General features: G+C 43.0%; 17 protein-coding genes. 12 read left to right on the top strand and 5 right to left on the bottom strand.

From position 1 onward, the window contains the following. Positions 1-116 precede the first annotated feature (116 nt). A complete protein-coding gene (locus tag WH96_RS15265) occupies positions 117-2,186 on the bottom strand; it encodes a lytic transglycosylase domain-containing protein (RefSeq protein WP_053005996.1) in 2,070 nt (689 codons plus the stop codon). Between the two features lie 250 nt (positions 2,187-2,436). Here WH96_RS15265 and dapA point away from each other — a divergent pair, with 250 nt between their 5' ends. Continuing rightward, the gene (gene dapA / locus WH96_RS15260) at positions 2,437-3,330 is read left to right on the top strand and encodes a 4-hydroxy-tetrahydrodipicolinate synthase (RefSeq protein WP_047765081.1); all 894 of its coding nucleotides are present in this window, start codon (positions 2,437-2,439) and stop codon (positions 3,328-3,330) included. A 4-nt stretch (positions 3,331-3,334) separates the two neighbouring features. Then, positions 3,335-3,823, top strand: a complete 489-nt coding sequence (gene smpB / locus WH96_RS15255; RefSeq protein ID WP_047765080.1) for an SsrA-binding protein SmpB — start codon at positions 3,335-3,337, stop codon at positions 3,821-3,823. 93 nt (positions 3,824-3,916) lie between these two features. On the opposite strand, the gene WH96_RS15250 is transcribed toward smpB, so the two are convergent. Beyond that, positions 3,917-4,573 carry a LabA-like NYN domain-containing protein gene (locus tag WH96_RS15250; RefSeq protein ID WP_047765079.1) on the bottom strand — a complete coding sequence of 219 codons (657 nt, stop codon included), beginning with the start codon at positions 4,571-4,573 and terminating at the stop codon, positions 3,917-3,919. 461 nt (positions 4,574-5,034) lie between these two features. On the opposite strand from WH96_RS15250, the gene folK reads away from it, so the two are divergent. The 10 genes from folK to parC all read left to right on the top strand — a co-directional run bounded on the left by folK (position 5,035) and on the right by parC (position 15,316). Beyond that, positions 5,035-5,547, top strand: coding sequence for a 2-amino-4-hydroxy-6-hydroxymethyldihydropteridine diphosphokinase (gene folK, locus WH96_RS15245; RefSeq protein WP_047765078.1), 513 nt, complete (start codon positions 5,035-5,037; stop codon positions 5,545-5,547). 131 nt (positions 5,548-5,678) lie between these two features. Further along, complete coding sequence (gene rpoZ / locus WH96_RS15240; RefSeq protein ID WP_047765077.1) at positions 5,679-6,053, top strand: DNA-directed RNA polymerase subunit omega; 375 nt, start codon at positions 5,679-5,681, stop codon at positions 6,051-6,053. Positions 6,054-6,174: 121 nt separating this feature from the next. Beyond that, positions 6,175-8,322 carry a RelA/SpoT family protein gene (locus WH96_RS15235; protein ID WP_047765076.1) on the top strand — a complete coding sequence of 716 codons (2,148 nt, stop codon included), beginning with the start codon at positions 6,175-6,177 and terminating at the stop codon, positions 8,320-8,322. Positions 8,323-8,365: 43 nt separating this feature from the next. Beyond that, positions 8,366-8,773 (top strand): holo-ACP synthase, encoded by a 408-nt coding sequence (gene acpS, locus WH96_RS15230; RefSeq protein WP_047765075.1) that lies wholly within the window; start codon positions 8,366-8,368, stop codon positions 8,771-8,773. A 51-nt stretch (positions 8,774-8,824) separates the two neighbouring features. Further along, entirely contained in the window at positions 8,825-9,604 is a 780-nt protein-coding gene (gene lepB / locus WH96_RS15225) for a signal peptidase I (RefSeq protein ID WP_047765074.1), read from the top strand. Beyond that, positions 9,591-10,304 carry a ribonuclease III gene (gene rnc, locus WH96_RS15220; protein ID WP_047765073.1) on the top strand — a complete coding sequence of 238 codons (714 nt, stop codon included), beginning with the start codon at positions 9,591-9,593 and terminating at the stop codon, positions 10,302-10,304. The genes lepB and rnc overlap by 14 nt, the downstream gene beginning before the upstream one ends. Before the next feature lie 2 nt (positions 10,305-10,306). Then, the gene (gene era, locus WH96_RS15215) at positions 10,307-11,263 is read left to right on the top strand and encodes a GTPase Era (protein ID WP_047765072.1); all 957 of its coding nucleotides are present in this window, start codon (positions 10,307-10,309) and stop codon (positions 11,261-11,263) included. A 125-nt stretch (positions 11,264-11,388) separates the two neighbouring features. Beyond that, entirely contained in the window at positions 11,389-12,102 is a 714-nt protein-coding gene (gene recO, locus WH96_RS15210; protein WP_156176824.1) for a DNA repair protein RecO, read from the top strand. A gap of 68 nt (positions 12,103-12,170) precedes the next feature. After that, positions 12,171-12,959: a substrate-binding periplasmic protein gene (locus tag WH96_RS15205; RefSeq protein ID WP_047765071.1), complete on the top strand. Its 789-nt coding sequence runs from the start codon at positions 12,171-12,173 to the stop codon at positions 12,957-12,959. Positions 12,960-13,063: 104 nt separating this feature from the next. Beyond that, positions 13,064-15,316: a DNA topoisomerase IV subunit A gene (parC, locus tag WH96_RS15200; RefSeq protein ID WP_047765070.1), complete on the top strand. Its 2,253-nt coding sequence runs from the start codon at positions 13,064-13,066 to the stop codon at positions 15,314-15,316. A 69-nt stretch (positions 15,317-15,385) separates the two neighbouring features. Here the strand turns inward: parC and WH96_RS15195 are convergent, their stop codons facing one another. The 3 genes from WH96_RS15195 to WH96_RS22355 all read right to left on the bottom strand — a co-directional run. After that, positions 15,386-16,576 carry a benzoate/H(+) symporter BenE family transporter gene (locus WH96_RS15195; protein WP_047765069.1) on the bottom strand — a complete coding sequence of 397 codons (1,191 nt, stop codon included), beginning with the start codon at positions 16,574-16,576 and terminating at the stop codon, positions 15,386-15,388. 40 nt (positions 16,577-16,616) lie between these two features. Continuing rightward, positions 16,617-17,579, bottom strand: a complete 963-nt coding sequence (locus WH96_RS15190) for a bifunctional helix-turn-helix transcriptional regulator/GNAT family N-acetyltransferase (RefSeq protein WP_047765068.1) — start codon at positions 17,577-17,579, stop codon at positions 16,617-16,619. Between the two features lie 43 nt (positions 17,580-17,622). Further along, a partial coding sequence (locus WH96_RS22355) for a hypothetical protein (RefSeq protein ID WP_204248211.1) occupies positions 17,623-17,808 on the bottom strand: 186 nt, incomplete at its 5' end.

The raw sequence follows: 17,808 nt of genomic DNA, 5'->3' as shown, positions 1-17,808 counted from the left end.
TTGATTACCATAGGTAAAGGTCGCACGAGGATGTGCTAAAGAGAGCGATTTATCATTACATAGAAATATTTTTTCCTGTCACAAGAATTAAGCGAAATAAGCAAAGCTTAAAACAATCACCCTCCAGAATTTGTATGTCCCCATAAAGAAAAGGGCAGGTTACCTGTAATCGCTGTGTTTGTCTGCTTTAGCTTGCTGCGATAGATGACGTGGCTTTCCAATATCCGCTGTACGTAGTTTCTGGTTTCGTTAAAGGGGATTTGTTCCATCCAATCGATAATATTCACATTTTGATGCCTGGGGTCTCCGTAATCTTTAACCCATTTTCGAACACGGTGAGGGCCTGCATTATAGCCCGCCAGAGCCATTACATATGATCCATTAAAAGAGCCGATGAGATCGGATAAATAAGCCGTACCAAGTTGAATATTATAAGTAGGATCATCCGTTAACTGCCGCTTTTTGTAAGACAGCTTTTCTTTCTTCGCGACTGATTTGGCCGTCGCAGGCATCAACTGCATCAAGCCCCGTGCACCAGCATGACTGACTGCCTTGTGATTAAACTCACTCTCTTGACGTATTAAAGCAAGCACAAGAGCCGGTTCCGCATTGGAATCCTTTATCGCGTCTATCTGCATTTCTGGATAAAGGAGATCCGGTAACAAAATACCTTTTTGGCGCGCTGATTTTGCCGTTCTTAGAGCAATGTTGGGGTGAGAGACCTCATTAGCAAGTTCTGCCGCCAAGATATGATCTTCGTAGGTTTCTGCATCAAGTCTTAGGCGGGTTAAAAAGGTAATAACCAGTTTATCCTCACCAAGTTGGCTGAGAAGCTGTATGATACGAACAATTTTTTTATTATTAAATGCTGCTTTTTGAATGGCATCAATTTTTTTGTGCGTAATATTTACTGCGGGCTCTTGCCCAAGTTCATAACTGGCCTGTTGCCCGTAAAAAGTTGTTTGGTGAGTGGCGGCAACATTATACCAGCGTGTTGCCCAATCGTCATGTCCTATATCTTTGGCCGCACGACCAGCCCAGTAAGATGCCCTTGCTTTACTGATTGGAGATTTTACGCCGTTATAAAGTTGGTGAAAATGTGTATAAGCCCGGCGAGGCATTGATAACTTTCTAAGGGCGATCCAACCAGCCAGGAATTCTCCCTCGGCAAAGCCAACACCCTGTGTCAGACCATGACCGGATGCAATACGGTAGGATTTTTCGTAGTCTTTCTGCACAAGCACTTTTCTGGCTGCCCAATGCCGAATTGGCCACCATTTATCAGCTTGTCTTGCAGAGGGTAACGGGGGATCAAGAAGCTCAATGGTTTCTTTGTTTTTATCAGCTCGTAACCGCCACCGTGCACGGGCATAGATCAAGGCTGGATCGTTTTGTAATTTTGCCGAGACTTTGTTGATCAAGCCATCCACATTCCCTTTCCCAGTCAGTAAGGCAATTCTCGCTTTCCCTAAATCCTGGTAATCCTTAGGAACTCGGGGCAGCTGTCGTTGGGCGGCTACAAAATGTTTGTTCCAAATCAGAACATCAAGACGATCAATATGATCCTGTGATGTAATAGTAGATTTATATTTACTGATAAATTTCTTTTCGTCCGTTTTTCCTAAATACTGCTCGATCCAGAATTTTTTTACTGTTGTTTCAGCTTTTTCGTTTTGTCCCATGGCATTAAGCGCAGAAATATACCTGGCTAAACCATTATAGCTTCTGGGGCCTCTATTTCTAAACCATGCCAGAATTTCTTGGTTGGATAACGAACCAGGAAGAACCTTTTCAGCGTTTCTGGTAAGCTTTGCCTGTCTTGGCCAACTCAGCGGATCATCTGTAAATTTAGACAGCTCTTGAAAATCGTTCGTTGATCCATCGTTGGAATAAATCATCCAAAGTGCAATATCTTGCATAAGAGGTGCCTGGATCTTTTTTGCTTGAGCGAGAGCGCGGGTATATTGTTTTTGGGAAACATGCTGCGCAACAGATTTAAAAATGGCCTTATCGGTCATGAAATCTTTTGTTTCTATGACCGTATTTGCCTCGGCTTGTCCTATTAAAGAGGAAAAAGACAGAGAAGACGATCTTTCCTGAAGTAAATGAATACTTCCAAGAATTCCGATTATCCCGATTACTTTTAGAGAGTTGGTTTTCCGAAGCTGGCGCGTAATTTCAAACATGTTCAAACCTTAGCAGTCACTCGCAGTCCTGACCACATAAGGATGATCACAAAATAGACAACAGCGATTCTATCATTAAACCTACGTATATTTCCCCATATATTTCCAAGAATAACCCTTAACTATTAAAGAAATAACACCGAACTCTTTATTTAGCCTTTTCGCGATGCAAATCTGTCGCTATTCTCCGCCTTTCATTAAGGCATTCGGCCCTTTTGACAACGAAACGATGATATTTTGAGGTATAGCTATGACCGGCCCGCTCTTTAGAGGCTCTTTTCCTGCTCTCGCAACGCCCATGCTAGAAAATGGCGACGTTGACGAGAAACGGTTTCAGAACTTCGTACAGTGGCAGATCGATCAAGGGAGCCACGCGGTATGCCCCGTCGGAACTACGGGGGAATCGCCAACCCTAGGTCACGACGAACATAAACGTGTAACTGAACTCTGTATTGAAGTTGCTAAGGGCAAAGTACCTGTAATTGCTGGTGCCGGTTCAAACTCGACACGTGAAGCCATTGATTTCACCCGACACGCGCAGGACGTTGGTGCTGACGCAGCGCTTGTTGTAACACCTTATTACAACAAGCCGTCTCAAGAAGGGCTCTATCAGCATTTCAAAGCTATTCACGACAATACTGATATTCCAATCATTCTGTATGACGTCCCTGGGCGCAGTATCGTTAATATAGATGTTGATACAGTTAAAAGACTTTCAGAATTACCGCGTATCCAAGGTATCAAAGATGCGACGGCTGATTTGGCATTGCCTGTTCGAACACGGTTAGCTTGTGGTGATGATTTCACGCTTTTAAGTGGGGAAGATGCGACAATCGTACCTTTCCTCTCTCTTGGCGGCCACGGATGTATTTCTGTAACAGCAAACATTGCACCAAAACTTTGTTCAGAATTACATGAAGCATGGTGGGCAAGTGACTTTGAGAAGGTAAGCAAGATTAATGACCTGCTTACGCCACTGCACGAAGTTCTTTTCGTTGAGTCCAGTCCTGGACCAGTCAAATACGGTATGAATCTTCTTGATTGGGGTGCAAATATGCTTCGCTTGCCTTTACTTCCTGTCAGCAAGGAAACGGAAAATCGTGTTCGTGCAGCTATGGTGCATGCAGGTCTGATCGACGGTTAATTTTATGGGCAAGTCAAAAAAGAAAAAAGATTCTTCTGGAAAAGGAAATACGGTCGCGGTCAACCGCCGCGCCCGTTACGATTATAATATCGAAGATACTCTGGAAGCTGGCCTTGTTCTTACTGGAACAGAGGTTAAATCTCTTCGTACTGGTAAGGCATCAATACAAGAAGCTTATGCCAGTGAAGAAGAAGGTGAGTTCTTTTTGATTAATGCCAATATACCTGTTTATGAAGCTGCAAATCGCTTTAATCACGAACCTAAACGCCACAGAAAACTGCTTGTACACCGGAAAGAGCTGGCAAAGCTGATTGGCCTTTGTCGCAGGGATGGATACACGATTGTGCCCATGTCTCTCTATTTTAATGATAGGGGTATTGCAAAAATCAGTCTTGGGTTCGCCCGTGGTAAAAAGGCCGTTGATAAACGTCACACGGAAAAGGAGAGAGACTGGAAGCGCCAACAATCCCGAATTCTTAAGGATCGTGGATAAGCACTTTCCAGATTCTATTGAATATAAAAAAAGGCCACCGGATATTAATCTGGTGGCCTTTTGGGTTTTAGCTTGAACGCAGAAAAAAGGGTATCAATCCCTGTCATCTACATCATCATAATCGTCGTCATCGTCATAATACTCGTCATCATAATCATCTTCATCAGCTGGTTGATTATCCAGAGCCTGAATAGGATTTGGCGTAGCCGGACGGTTATCAGAAACTTTACGGCCGACTTCGCCTTTGAGCTCGATTAGATCGAGAAAGATATCGGCCTGACGTCTCAACTCATCAGCAATCATGGAGGGTTGGCTTCGGACTGTTGAGACAACGGTCACCTTAACGCCTTTGCGTTGAACCGCCTCAATAAGACGGCGAAAATCACCATCACCAGAGAAAAGAACAATGTGTTCAATATGTTCGGACATTTCCATGACATCAATTGCCAGTTCAATGTCCATATTTCCTTTTATTTTTTTGCGCCCTGACGCATCGGTAAACTCTTTGGCTGGCTTGGTCACCATTGTGTAGCCATTATAATCCAACCAATCAACGAGTGGACGAATAGGGGAATATTCCTGATCTTCGATTAATGCCGTATAGTAAAAGGCACGGACGAGACTGCATTGTTCGGCAAATAACGATAAAAGTCGTTTGTAATCAATATCAAATCCTAGCGCTCGCGCAGTGGCGTATAAATTAGATCCGTCAATAAAAAGGGCTACGCGTTCCTGAGGATAAAATTGCATTTTTAAATCCTTAAAAAAATATTTTTAAATAATGTTCAGAATATAAATCAACGATGGTTATTACCGAGATATTTTAAAAGTAACAGATCCCGTAAAAATACATTCTTTTGTTATTGCTCTAAGCTTACTCTTTTTTGATTACCTATCAATAATCAAATTAAAGTAAAAATACATTAAAAGGTAATTAAAATTATAATTTAACCGATTTTTGGAAGTTATAAATACGACGTTCTAATTTAACAGGAATTACCTTCGGGCATACACTTTTCACTTGTGGGTAATATGATTTTCAAAGATGAGTTTTTACAGAGCATGAATCGCACTATTTTGAACTACTGGTTAATTACGAAATTAAATGATCAAGATTTATATTGACTTTGTTAGATGCCTTTAAGTTTTGCCGGGATGTGATACTTAACTATCAAACGAAACAGAAAATATTATTCTAAGGCAGTAACCAAGTGATCATTATTGCAATTGGTGCCAATCTCGAGAGTCCAAAATACGGTCTTCCTTTGCAAACATGCAAGAAAGCCCTTTCAAGACTGGAAGAGCTTGGGGTTGAAATCGTAAAACAATCAAGGTGGTTGAAAACAGCACCGGTACCTATTTCAGACGCTCCATGGTATGTAAATGCGGTTGCGCAAATTAAAACCGATTTAACACCCAATGAACTCTTGGAGTTGCTGCATCGCATCGAAGATGAGTTCGGTCGTGTCAGGCCTTTTGTTAATGCTCCCCGTATACTTGATCTTGACCTAATTTCCTATAATGATTTTATAAGCTCCAAGGGTGATCATCTGGTTGTTCCCCACCCGCGCATGCATGAGCGCGCTTTTGTTCTTATGCCTTTGTTGGATATTGATGAAGACTGGTTTCATCCAGTTATAGGCAAAACAGCAAAAGAACTTTCTTTGTCCATACCTGTGGATCAGGAAACGATTGAATATTCAGATCATTCCTCTGAAAATTAAACAGTTTGATAAAACGAAGTTTTTTTAACTGGATAATGTGGATTCTCCTTGCGTTCTCTTGATCTGGTTCATATATTGCACCGATTCAATACCCCCTTACGGGTGAACTACGACTATTGGAGTTATCATCTATGGCACGCGTTACCGTCGAAGATTGTGTAGAAAAAGTTCCTAATCGCTTTGAACTTGTTATGCTTTCAGCCCAACGCGCACGGGAAATCGTATCTGGCGCTCCGCTTACTGTAGAGCGGGATAACGATAAAAATGCTGTTGTTTCTCTTCGCGAAATCGCTGAAGAAACAATCAGCCTTGACGCTGTGAAATCTTCATTGGTGCAAGGTCTCCAAAAACAGGCAGCGTTTTCTGAGGTTGACGAAGATGAGCCTGAGTTTGATGCAATTGGTCCAGAAGCACTTATCGCTGCTGATGCTGGCGAACAGTTTGCAAACGCTGATGGTATGTCTGTTGAAGATACGCCAACTGAACTTGCTAAAGATTCTGAATAAATAAACCCAGTTTAGCAAATAATTCTAAGAATATAGCCTTCCAGAGCTTGGCCTACGCCTTTTCACGGCGTATCATTTTCTGGAAGGCTATATTTTTTGTATAAGGGCTGTTTGATCCACCATGATCCGTCAGTTTGAGTTGGTTGAGCGCGTTAAGTCGTATGATCATGACGCAGATGAAGATGCTATAAACAGAGCGTACGTTTTTGCGACCAAGTATCATGGGTCACAAAAACGGGCATCTGGTGATCCTTATTTCTCACACCCGGTTGAAGTCGCAGGTATCCTGACGGACCTGAAGCTGGATCATAATTCCATTATTACAGCCCTGTTGCACGATGTGGTCGAAGACACTGAGGCTAGCCTAGAAACGGTTGAAAAAGCATTTGGTCCCCACATTGCCAGACTTGTTGACGGCGTAACCAAACTTACACGCCTCGAACTTCAATCAGAAGAAAGTAAATACGCCGAGAACTTCCGTAAACTCGTTCTCGCCATGTCCGACGACATCCGTGTCTTGCTGGTAAAATTGGCGGACCGTTTGCATAACATGCAGACGCTTAAATATATCAAAAAAGAAGAAAAACGTCGCCGTATTGCCCGTGAAACCATGGATATCTATGCTCCTTTGGCTGAGCGTATCGGTATGCATAGGTTCAAGGACAAACTTGAAGATCTTTCTTTTGCTGAACTTAACCCAGAAGCTCGAGAATCTATTGTTAAGCGTCTGGAATTCCTCAAAGGTGAGGATAACGATAATCTTGCAAAAAAAATCATCGATGAACTGAATAACGTCCTTAAAGCCGAAGGAATTGAGGGTGAAGTTTTTGGTCGTCTCAAAGCACCATTTTCTATTTGGAAAAAAATGCAGCGCAAAGCTGTCACCTTTGAGCAACTTTCAGATATCATGGCTTTTCGTCTTATCGTCAAGGACATGGCCAACTGCTACCAAGCTCTGGGGGTAATCCATGGTAGTTATCCCGTCGTTCCCGGCCGTTTCAAAGACTATATCTCGACACCAAAACCCAACGGATACAAGTCGATCCACACCTGTGTGATTGGTCCTGAAAAACACAAGATTGAAATCCAAATTCGCACTGCGGAAATGCATGACATTGCCGAAATGGGTGTTGCTGCTCACTGGTCTTACAAACAGGGCGGCGAGCATATGGAAGGGCGTCAATATCGCTGGCTCCGTGAACTCCTAGATATTCTTGATCATGCTTCAAATCCGGAAGAGTTTCTCGAACATACCAAGATGGAGATGTTCCAGGATCAGGTTTTCTGTTTTACGCCAAAAGGAGCATTGCTCTCCCTTCCAAGTGGTTCGACCCCGATTGATTTTGCCTATGCCGTCCATACTGAAGTCGGCAATACTTGTGTTGGGGCCAAAGTAAACGGGCGAATGGTTCCTTTTAGATCTATCCTGCATAATGGTGATCAGGTTCAAATTCTAACATCAAAAAACCAAAAGCCCTCGCCGGATTGGGAAAAGTTTGTTGTTTCGGGCAAAGCCAAAGCCTGTATCCGTCGTTACATAAGACTTCAAGAGCGCGACCAATACAGTTCTCTCGGGCATCAAATGGTCCAAAAAATCTTCCGCCAGGAAGGGTATGAGTTTACGGAAAAGGGCATCGAAGGAATTCTTGGTAAGTTCCATATGGATCAATCTGAAGATCTTTATGTGAGCGTCGGACAGGGGCATCACTCGGCAAGAGAAGTATTGGTCGCTGTTTACCCCGGCGCACGTGTTCTGCCCAAATCTCCAAGCCCGGGCACACAGCGTAAGAAGCAAAAAGGATCAGGTACAAAAGATAACGCACTTCCCATTAAGGGACTTATTCCAGGAATGGCTGTGCATTATGCTCGTTGCTGCCATCCATTGCCAGGGGACCGCATTGTCGGGATTGTTACCACAGGTAAGGGCGTTACGATCCATACCATTGATTGTGATAACCTGGTGAACTATCAAGACACACCAGAACGATGGATTGATGTGTCATGGGATTCCATGGAAGTTGAAGGTCCACAGCATACAGGTCGCCTCAAATTGATTGTTGCGAATGAACCCGGGTGTCTGGGTGGTCTATCCGTCGTTATTGGTAAAAATCAGGGCAATATCAGTAACTTGAAAATCGTTCATCGTTCGATGGATTTCTTTGAAATGATGGTTGATGTCGAAGTAACAGATGTTAAACACCTTGCTGACATTACGGCCGCACTTCGGGCTATGTCTGTTGTTAACTCTGTTGAACGGGCGCGAAATTGATCATCCTCTCTACATATCATAATGCTCGGATTGAGACATCAAGATGATATTGGGGATTGGAAATGATCTCGTGGATATCAGACGTATTGAGAAGTCTCTTGAAACGTACGGAGATCGATTTGTTGGACGCATTTTCACCGATACGGAAAAGAAGAGGGCAGTTTCTCGTCCAAATCCCGCAGCAACCTATGCCAAGCGTTTTGCCGTAAAAGAGGCCTGTGCAAAAGCTCTCGGTACAGGTTTGTGGCGGCAGGGTGTGCTCTTTACGGATATTGGCGTCACCAACAATACAAATGGACAACCTGTTCTTGAACTCACAGGTGCCGCCCAGGAGCATTTGAAGAATATTACCCCTCAGGGGATGACAGCGCAGCTACATGTGACTATATCTGACGATTATCCGCATGCGCAGGCCTTTGTAATTATTTCTGCCGTACCGGAACAAAGTTAAGATACTGGGTAACAATTTTTATCTTATCGATATAATGATGGAATTAACAAAATGACGACTGGGTCAGAAGACGTGGAAAAAGCAAAAGAAGATGAAGGCGTTGTCAAAACAGTTGTCTATGCACTGTTAATCGCTTTAACGGTACGGACATTTCTGTTTGAACCGTTCAATATTCCATCAAGCTCAATGAAGCCGACACTCTTGATCGGTGATTATCTTTTTGTTTCCAAATATTCTTACGGGATCAGTAAATACTCTTTCCCGTTCGGGGCTAAAATCTTTGGCGATACTTTCGAAGGTCGTATTCTTGGCAATGAGCCTGAGCGAGGTGATGTTATTGTTTTCAGAAAACCCACTGATATTAACATTGACTTTATTAAACGTCTGATTGGTCTGCCCGGAGATACAATTCAGGTGAAAGAGGGGCAACTCTATATTAATAATGAAATCGTTCCAAGAAAGCTTGTCAGAATTGGCGATGGTCGAGATGGTACTCCGCTGAACGTTAAAGAATATGAAGAAACATTACCCAATGGTGTTAAGCATTTAATTTGGGAAAGAAGTGATACTTGGTATTTAGACAATTTTGGACCTTATCTCGTGCCAAACGGGTATTATTTCTTTATGGGAGATAACCGCGATAATAGTACTGATAGTCGAGTATTAAATGAAGTCGGCCCTGTACCTTACGAAAACTTTATTGGTCGGGCTGATATGCTATTTTTCTCTCATCGTGGAGACGATGGTGGTGAAGATTATGGTGATTGGTGGGAAATTTGGAAATGGCCTTCAATGATCAGGTTTGGACGCATTTTTAATGGCATCAACTGAGGAAAAACTCTCCCGTAATCTAAATGCGGTAACGGGAAAGCTCGAACATAAATTTGATAAGCCACAACTCGTGAAGCAGGCGTTGACGCATCCCAGTGCCTGCGGTCGAAACCTGATTGTTGCGGATAGCTATGAACGCTTGGAGTTTTTAGGCGATCGTGTTCTCGGGCTTGTGATTGCCGATATGCTGTTGCGCCATTTCCCAAAAGAGAGCGAAGGTTCTTTGGCCAAACGCTTTACGGCTTTGGTCCGCCGTGAAGCACTTGCGCTTGTCGCACAGAAACTCGGCTTTGATAAACTGATTGTCCTTGCAAAAGGTGAAGAGGAAAGCGGCGAACGTGAGAACCCTGCTCTTCAGGCTGATGTCTGTGAGGCATTGATAGGTGCGCTCTATCTCGATGCTGGTTATAATACAGTTCAAAGATTTATTGAAAAAAACTGGAAACCACTTTTAAGCCAAGATTTGTCGCCTCCACAGGATGCCAAGTCAACCCTGCAGGAATGGGCACAGGGAAGAGGTTTACCGCTACCAACCTACCAAGAAGTTTCACGCTCAGGCCCGCCACACGCGCCTATTTTTAACATTCAGGTTTCTGTAAAAGGTCTTGATCCTATCATTAAACAAGGGAATTCGAAACGCAAAGGCGAGCAGGAAGCTGCAATAGAACTCCTACGGTTTATCAGTGAAAATGGCATGTAACGATGACGAATAAAAAAGAAACACCTTCCGAAGTGAATGATGGGCTTGGCGCTGAATTACCAACCGATATGAGTTGCGGATTTATTGCACTAATCGGTGCACCGAATGCCGGAAAGTCCACCTTGATGAACCGGATGGTCGGGGGCAAGGTTTCTATTGTGACCCATAAGGTGCAAACCACCAGGTCCCAAATTCGCGGAATCGCGATGCACAAGAATGCTCAGCTTATCTTTGTCGATACACCGGGAATTTTTGCCCCAAAAAAACGTCTTGAACGCGCCATGGTCTCGTCAGCCTGGCAGGGCGCGGGAGACGCAGAAATTGTTGTTGTCCTGCACGATGCATCCAAGAAGAAAATCGGCGAAGATACCCGCGCAATTATAGCCGGGTTGGAAAAGCAGGATCGCAAAGCAATCTTGGCGTTGAACAAAATTGATTCCATAAAGCCGGAGAAACTCTTGGCCTTGGCGCAAGAGTTCATGGCAATGGGTGTTTTTTCAGAAATTTTCATGATTTCTGCACAAGAGGGAGACGGGGTAAACGACCTATTGGATCATTTAGCCAACGTTGTGCCCGAAGGCATGTGGCTGTACCCGGAAGATCAACTCTCAGATCACCCTATGAGGTCTATTGCAGCAGAAATTACACGCGAAAAGCTGTTCTTGAACCTTCATGACGAACTTCCCTATAACCTGACAGTAGAAACCGAAAGTTGGGAAGACTTTGACGACGGCAGTGTCAAGATATCACAGACTATTTATGTTCAACGAGAACAACACAAAGCAATGTGTCTAGGTAAGGGCGGCAGAACAATCAAGTTGATCCGATCAAAATCCCAACAGGATTTACAAAAAACGATTGAACGAAAAGTCCACCTATTTCTCTATGTCAAAGTGCGTGAAAAATGGGCTGACGACCCCGAAAGATATCGCGAAATGGGGCTGGATTTTAACAGTTAAACGCCAAACTACACTTTTGATATTTTTCGATAATAATTTCCAATAATACCTTCTGGCATTCTTTTCTAGATCTCAAACTTGGAAGTGGCTACTATGTTCACCTGTTGTTCTTTTAAGGTTGGGTGATGATACATTGGGAAGATGAAGGGATACTTCTTTCTGCGCGGACATTTGGCGAAAATGACCTTGTTGCACAAGTATTAACCCGGGAACACGGTCGTCATGCTGGCTTGGTCCGAGGCGGCCAAAGCATAAAAAAACGTTCCACTTACGAACCGGGCAATCGTTTGCATGTACGATGGGGCGGACGATTATCCGAACACTTAGGCCATTACGATGCCGAAGTTCTGGATAATATATCTGGTCGTCTCTTTGATGAGCCAGGACGTCTTGCCGCATTGTTATCAGCTGCGGCAATTTGCGAACAATCAGTTCCTGAACGCGAAGATAATTCTTCCTTTTTTGAAGGATTTTTGGTTCTTCTTGAACATCTGGAGAGTGATTTTTGGGGTGAAATTTACGTCCGTTGGGAATTGGCTCAATTATCCGCTCTTGGCTTTGGTATCGACCTCAGTGCTTGTGCTGGCGGTGGAAATAATGATCAACTCGCATACATAAGTCCCAAATCAGGCCGAGCAGTATCTTTGGCAGCCGGAGAACCATACAAAGACAAACTCTTCCCACTTCCTTTATTTCTACTAGGACAAGGTGGTGGCGGAATAAATGAAATTTCTCAAGGGTTAAAAATCTCAGGACATTTTTTAGAACGCCATTTGTTTCATCCTCATGATAAATCTCTACCCTCTGTGCGTGATCGTCTTATAGAGAACTTTATATAATTTAATAATTTGTGAAAAACGCCTGCATACTATAGTATGCGTAACACTAATGATAATTGGAGGCGATTTTGGCACGCAGCTTTGTGCTTTTTATCCTTGTATGGTGTTTTTCCGGCTTTTCTTTTTCAGTGCAGGCTGATGAGAAAAAACAACGGTCATTCAAAATCGCTTATGCAGAATCATGGGCACCAATTTCCGTTGGCGCAGCTGATAATGTAACCGGTATACTGCCGCAACTCATGGAAAGTATTATTCAAGAACGAATGGGTATTCCTGTTGAACATCACGGTTTCCCCTGGGCTCGGGCTCAACAGGCTGTTATATCCGGTGAAGTTGATGCTTTCATTACCACACCAACAGCTGAACGATTGGAATTTTCACACGCCTCACAAAGCGTTGTATTTCCTTTACGTTTTCAGCCCATCGTTCGTAAAAATTCAGAAGAAGAGTTCGGATTTAAATCAGAGATAGATATAACAACTACGCTGAAATCAAAGCGATATTGTGATGTCTTGGGAAACGGATGGGCCAAAGTCTTCTATCGTAAAAAAAAACTGAAATACCTCGTCGTGCCAACACTAGATGTCTGCTTGAAACATCTCGCTCAGGGACAAATAGACATTATCATTCACGCCGAACCTGTTGCGACGAGTTTTATAGAAAAGCTACATTTAAAAAAAGAGCTAAAAGTTTTACCTATTATAATGGATTCAAGCCCCGAATTCCCCCTTTTAGTGTCAAAAAAATCACCCTTTGGGCAGGCGTTTATTGATAGTTTTGATCAGACTCTTGTCCATATTAAAAACGAGGGTTTATGGGAAAGACTTATAACGTCGCCTCCTTCTGTCACAAAATGATGATTTCTTTATCTTAACAGCCATTTATTCGTTTCATTATTCATTCAAACAGTTGCTTCAACAGAACTGTTGGGTAGAATAAGACAAGAGTTTGTGAGGGGTATATGAGCAGTTCTTCAGATAGAGTTCCGTCCCAGGAAATTCGGGATATTCGTTTCGTTGATGCACTTTCTGATCGGTATCTCAGTTATGCACTATCAACTATTATGTCCAGATCTTTGCCGGATGTCCGCGATGGTTTGAAACCTGTCCATAGACGTCTTCTTTATGCAATGCGACAGCTAAAACTTGATCCTGGTTCAGGTTTTAAAAAGTCTGCTCGTGTTGTCGGGGATGTCATGGGTAAATTCCATCCTCATGGCGATCAGTCAATTTATGATGCCCTTGTCAGGTTAGCGCAGGAATTTTCGCTTAGGTTTCCTCTTATCGATGGCCAGGGCAACTTTGGTAATATTGATGGGGATAATGCCGCGGCAATGCGGTATACAGAAGCACGCCTAACTGCCATAGCTGGCGAGCTTCTTAGAGACATTGATCAAGACACTGTTGATATGCGCCCGACATACGATGGTGAATCTGACGAACCTTGTATTCTGCCATCTGCCTTTCCCAATCTTCTGGCAAATGGGGCACAGGGAATTGCCGTAGGCATGGCAACATCGATACCGCCACATAATGTTGGCGAAATATGTGATGCACTTCTCTACATGATCAAAACCCCGAATGTTGGTTTTGATAAGCTTATTGATTTTATCCCAGGGCCTGATTTCCCAACGGGTGGTGTAATGGTTGAGGGGCGGGATGCCGTTTTACAAGCTTACACCACGGGTCGGGGATCTTTCCGGGTACGGGCTAAATGGGAAACCGAAGACCTGAAAGCCGGTCAATATCAAATTGTTATCACTGAAATTCCGTTTCAGGTACAAAAATCCAAACTGATTGAGAAAATTGCCGAGCTTATTAATAATAAAAAGCTCTTCTTGCTCAATGATGTGCGCGATGAGTCTGCCGAAGATATTCGCGTTGTTCTTGAACCTAAAAGCCGAAACGTTGACCCCGTCGTTTTAATGGAATCACTGTTTAAGCTGACCGAACTGGAAAGTCGGGCAAGTTTAAACATGAACGTTCTCGATGCTGATCAAGTTCCACGCGTTATGAACTTGCGCGAAGTTTTACAGGCGTTTCTTGATCATCGGCATGTCATCCTTGTTCGGGCGAGTAACTTCCGTTTAGGTAAAATTGCGCTCCGACTTGAAGTACTTGAAGGTTATTTGATTGCCTATCTTAATCTGGATGAAGTTATCAAAATCATCCGTGAAGAAGATAAGCCGAAACAGGCTCTTATGAAGCGTTTCTCTCTTTCTGAAGTGCAAGCTGAAGCCATCCTCAATATGCGGTTACGTGCTTTGAGAAAACTCGAAGAGATTGCCATAAAGGACGAACACGCTGATCTGACGGCTGAAAAAGCTGATTTGGAAGACATTTTGGCTCGTGAAGAGCGACGATGGGAAATTGTTGGCAATCAAATCAAAGATTTACGAAAAGCTTATGGCCAGAAAACGGAACTTGGAAAGCGCCGTACAGAAGTAACAGATGCACCAACCGACGTAATTGTTCCACTTGAAGCCGTTATTGAAAAAGAACCGCTGACGATCCTCTGTTCAGAAAAGGGCTGGATCCGGGCACTTAAAGGTCATCAGGAAGATACAAGTGACGCCAAATATAAAGAAGGTGACACAGGACGTTTCTCTATCCTTGCTCAAACAACTGACAAACTTCTCGTGTTCGCGAGCAACGGGCGCTTCTACACATTGGGCGCCGATAAACTACCCGGTGGCCGTGGTTTTGGTGAACCGCTAAGCCTTATTCTGGATCTACCTAATGATCAGGAAATTGTCGATATTCTTGTTTATCGCCCTGATCAGCAATTGCTATTGGCATCAACCGATGGCAGAGGTTTCCAGATTAACGAAAATGATGTCATAGCCCAAACGCGAACAGGCAAACAGGTCCTGAATGTTGCCGATGGGGCAAGTGCTTTCATCTGTTACCAAATTAGGGAACACGATGATATGGTGGCAGTTATTGGTGAGAACAGAAAGCTGCTCGTTTTCAAGCTTGAAGAATTACCCGAAATGGCCAGAGGACGCGGTGTTATCCTTCAAAAATACCGTGATGGCGGCATCTCGGACATCAAGACCTTTAAAAATGGTATAGAAAAAGGCGAGGGACTGACCTGGTGTGATACCTCTGGGCGCACGTGGACCCGCAATGAAATCATTGATTGGCACGGACGTAGAGCAAGTGCCGGACGCTTACCGCCAACTGGCTTTCCACGAACAAACAAGTTCAGTTAAATTTAAAGGCGATATCATATATTGATGTCGCCTTTATCGTTTTACATAACCTATCTAAGTTTAGGATTCTTATTTTTTCTTTAAGGAAAATACATGAGTTATGTAGAGAATTAAGCCTCCTGCTAACAGCCCCCAAAAAGCACCTGAAATACCAAAAAAAGTGACGCCGGACGCTGTGATCAGAAAAGTAACAGCCGAAGCTTCTCTGCTATCAGGATCATTAAAGGCTGCCAGAGCTGCATTGGAAAAGGCGCTAATCAAAGCAAGCCCCGCAACGGCGGCAATCAAAATACTTGGCGCAATAACCGCGAATGTTGTCACGAGGCCAGAAAGTAAGCCAAATACAATATAACCAACACCACTGATGACCGCAGACCAATAGCGTTTCGTAGGGTCAGGGTGCGCATCTTCACTTGCACACATTGCTGCTGTAATCGCAGCAAGGTTAACGGCATGACCGCCAAAAAGAGCGCTGATACCTGAAAATACCCCTGTAAAAGCAATCAAAGGCCCAGAACTTGGTGTATAGTCATGGATTTTGAGGACCGCAATGCCAGGTACATTTTGCGAAGCCATCGTTACAATAAAAAGAGGAATGGTTATTCCAATTAATCCGGCCAGACTGAATTCCGGGTAAACCATGGTAAATGAAGGTACGATATTGCTGAACAGCTCGGTTTTACTCGCTGCGGTAAAATCGACACCAAAAATCATAATAAGAATTAAAGCCATAAGTGCAGCGGGAACTGCCAGTAATTTATTTATACGACCAGCTATAATCCAAGTTAAAAGGATACATAATCCGAATAACGGTTTTTCAGCAATTGCTTTTACGGGTGCTAAACATAAACCGAGCAAAATACCGGCAAGCATAGCATTGGCAAGAGCTCCCGGGATTTTATTGACCGCTTTCCCTAATGGTTTCCAGAGGCCGGCAATGACAAATAAAATAGCACAGAGAATAAATGATCCAGCCGCAACCGAAAAACCGCCAGGTACTGTACTTGTACTGGCTAAAAGTGCCGCGCCGGGTGTTGACCAAGCCACGCTAATAGGAAGCTTGCTATAAAGGCTAAGGACAATGGCACACAAGCCCATTGCGATAGATAAAATCATTAAAGCGGTCGCAGCCTGTTCTTCCGAAGCTCCAACTGCTCTTATTCCCTGAAGCACAACAACAAAGGAACTGGCAAATCCCACAAAGGCGACCAGCAATCCCATAAATGTACTTTGTAATGATAAATCCTTTAAAAAATTCATTTTTCTTTGCCTTTGCACGTACTATGGGGAAGAAGGTTTATCATCGTTGTCGTATAAATTTTTGTTCCATAACACTTTTTCCCCACTGATTACCCGAATATTCTTCGACCAAAATAAAGTTATTTTTTTCGTAAAGACTGCGAGCTGCATCCAACCCTTTAAAAGTCCAGAGATGCACTTCTCGAAAACCTTTTTCGTCACAAAAATTTAAAGCATGTGTCAGTAAAGCTTTCCCCAAGCCTTTGTGTTTTCCAGTCTTCTCAACGATAAACCACCTAAGATGAGCGACGTTTTCGCCCAGATCCTGTCCATCAATAGCAATAGATCCAATTATTTTATTAGAATGAGAAACCGACCATATTGCATTTTGCTCGTGATCCAACCGAGGGAAAAAATCACCAAGACCTTGGGTTACAGTGGTTTCAAAGAAACTATCAAAGCCAGCAAAGTTTGAATAATAATGTGCGTGCATTTCTATGATACGGCCAATCAACCCAACTTTATGACCTTTCACAATTTCTATGGGGTCTTTTTCTTGTTGATGTATTTTAAAATCGCCTTCTAAACGACTTTCTTTAAGTGCATTACTATACGTCTGTAATCCCTGTACTATTTCTATTCTTCTTGCTTGTGGTAAATCTAAAATAGCTGCTATGACCTGATGCTCGGCAAATTTTGTTATTTCCTGTACAGTTTCTTTGCCTTGAGGTGTTAGTTGAATAATTTTTTTACGAATATCTGAGGGAGAAGGAGATTCATAAAGCTCTCCTCTCGCGATTAACTTCTGGATTAAACGACTAATTGTTGATTTTTCTAATACGAGTACATCAGACAGTTCTTTCGCATGTATTATACCTGCTTTCTCAATTTCCACGAGCGCATGCACTTGAGATGCAGTTAGATCTGTTCCTGCAATTGTCTTATTTAAAAATCCAAGTTCACGGACAAGATTACGCGAATATTCACGGATATCCTGTACTATTTCCGAGGGCATGTTTGACATGATTTAGCCTACAATATAGTTGCTTTATACAACCATACTCGAATTAATAACAAAAAGAGAATAAATAATTATTGAATATTATAGATAATAAATAAAGTGTAAATTCAAAACCCGCTAACAAAAAACCAAAAAGCCGCTGAGAATAAAACTCAGCGGCTTTCTTATTAGATCTTTGGTGTGTTGTACTAGCCAAAGATAACTTTTGGCAACCATGTCGCCAGTTCGGGAA

The organism is Kiloniella spongiae (assembly GCF_001026905.1).
Classification (GTDB): domain Bacteria; phylum Pseudomonadota; class Alphaproteobacteria; order Kiloniellales; family Kiloniellaceae; genus Kiloniella; species Kiloniella spongiae.
This window is presented reverse-complemented; position numbering and strand designations above follow the sequence as displayed.

Bases quoted from the DNA above. Each gene is read 5' to 3' on its own strand.
- WH96_RS15190 (WP_047765068.1), bottom strand. From the start codon at position 17,579: ATGTCAAACATGCCCTCGGAAATAGTACAGGATATCCGTGAATATTCG.
- WH96_RS15195 (WP_047765069.1), bottom strand. From the start codon at position 16,576: ATGAATTTTTTAAAGGATTTATCATTACAAAGTACATTTATGGGATTG.
- WH96_RS15250 (WP_047765079.1), bottom strand. From the start codon at position 4,573: ATGCAATTTTATCCTCAGGAACGCGTAGCCCTTTTTATTGACGGATCT.
- dapA (WP_047765081.1), top strand. From the start codon at position 2,437: ATGACCGGCCCGCTCTTTAGAGGCTCTTTTCCTGCTCTCGCAACGCCC.
- rpoZ (WP_047765077.1), top strand. From the start codon at position 5,679: ATGGCACGCGTTACCGTCGAAGATTGTGTAGAAAAAGTTCCTAATCGC.
- lepB (WP_047765074.1), top strand. From the start codon at position 8,825: ATGACGACTGGGTCAGAAGACGTGGAAAAAGCAAAAGAAGATGAAGGC.
- acpS (WP_047765075.1), top strand. From the start codon at position 8,366: ATGATATTGGGGATTGGAAATGATCTCGTGGATATCAGACGTATTGAG.
- parC (WP_047765070.1), top strand. From the start codon at position 13,064: ATGAGCAGTTCTTCAGATAGAGTTCCGTCCCAGGAAATTCGGGATATT.
- recO (WP_156176824.1), top strand. From the start codon at position 11,389: ATGATACATTGGGAAGATGAAGGGATACTTCTTTCTGCGCGGACATTT.
- WH96_RS15265 (WP_053005996.1), bottom strand. From the start codon at position 2,186: ATGTTTGAAATTACGCGCCAGCTTCGGAAAACCAACTCTCTAAAAGTA.
- rnc (WP_047765073.1), top strand. From the start codon at position 9,591: ATGGCATCAACTGAGGAAAAACTCTCCCGTAATCTAAATGCGGTAACG.
- WH96_RS15235 (WP_047765076.1), top strand. From the start codon at position 6,175: ATGATCCGTCAGTTTGAGTTGGTTGAGCGCGTTAAGTCGTATGATCAT.
- smpB (WP_047765080.1), top strand. From the start codon at position 3,335: ATGGGCAAGTCAAAAAAGAAAAAAGATTCTTCTGGAAAAGGAAATACG.
- era (WP_047765072.1), top strand. From the start codon at position 10,307: ATGACGAATAAAAAAGAAACACCTTCCGAAGTGAATGATGGGCTTGGC.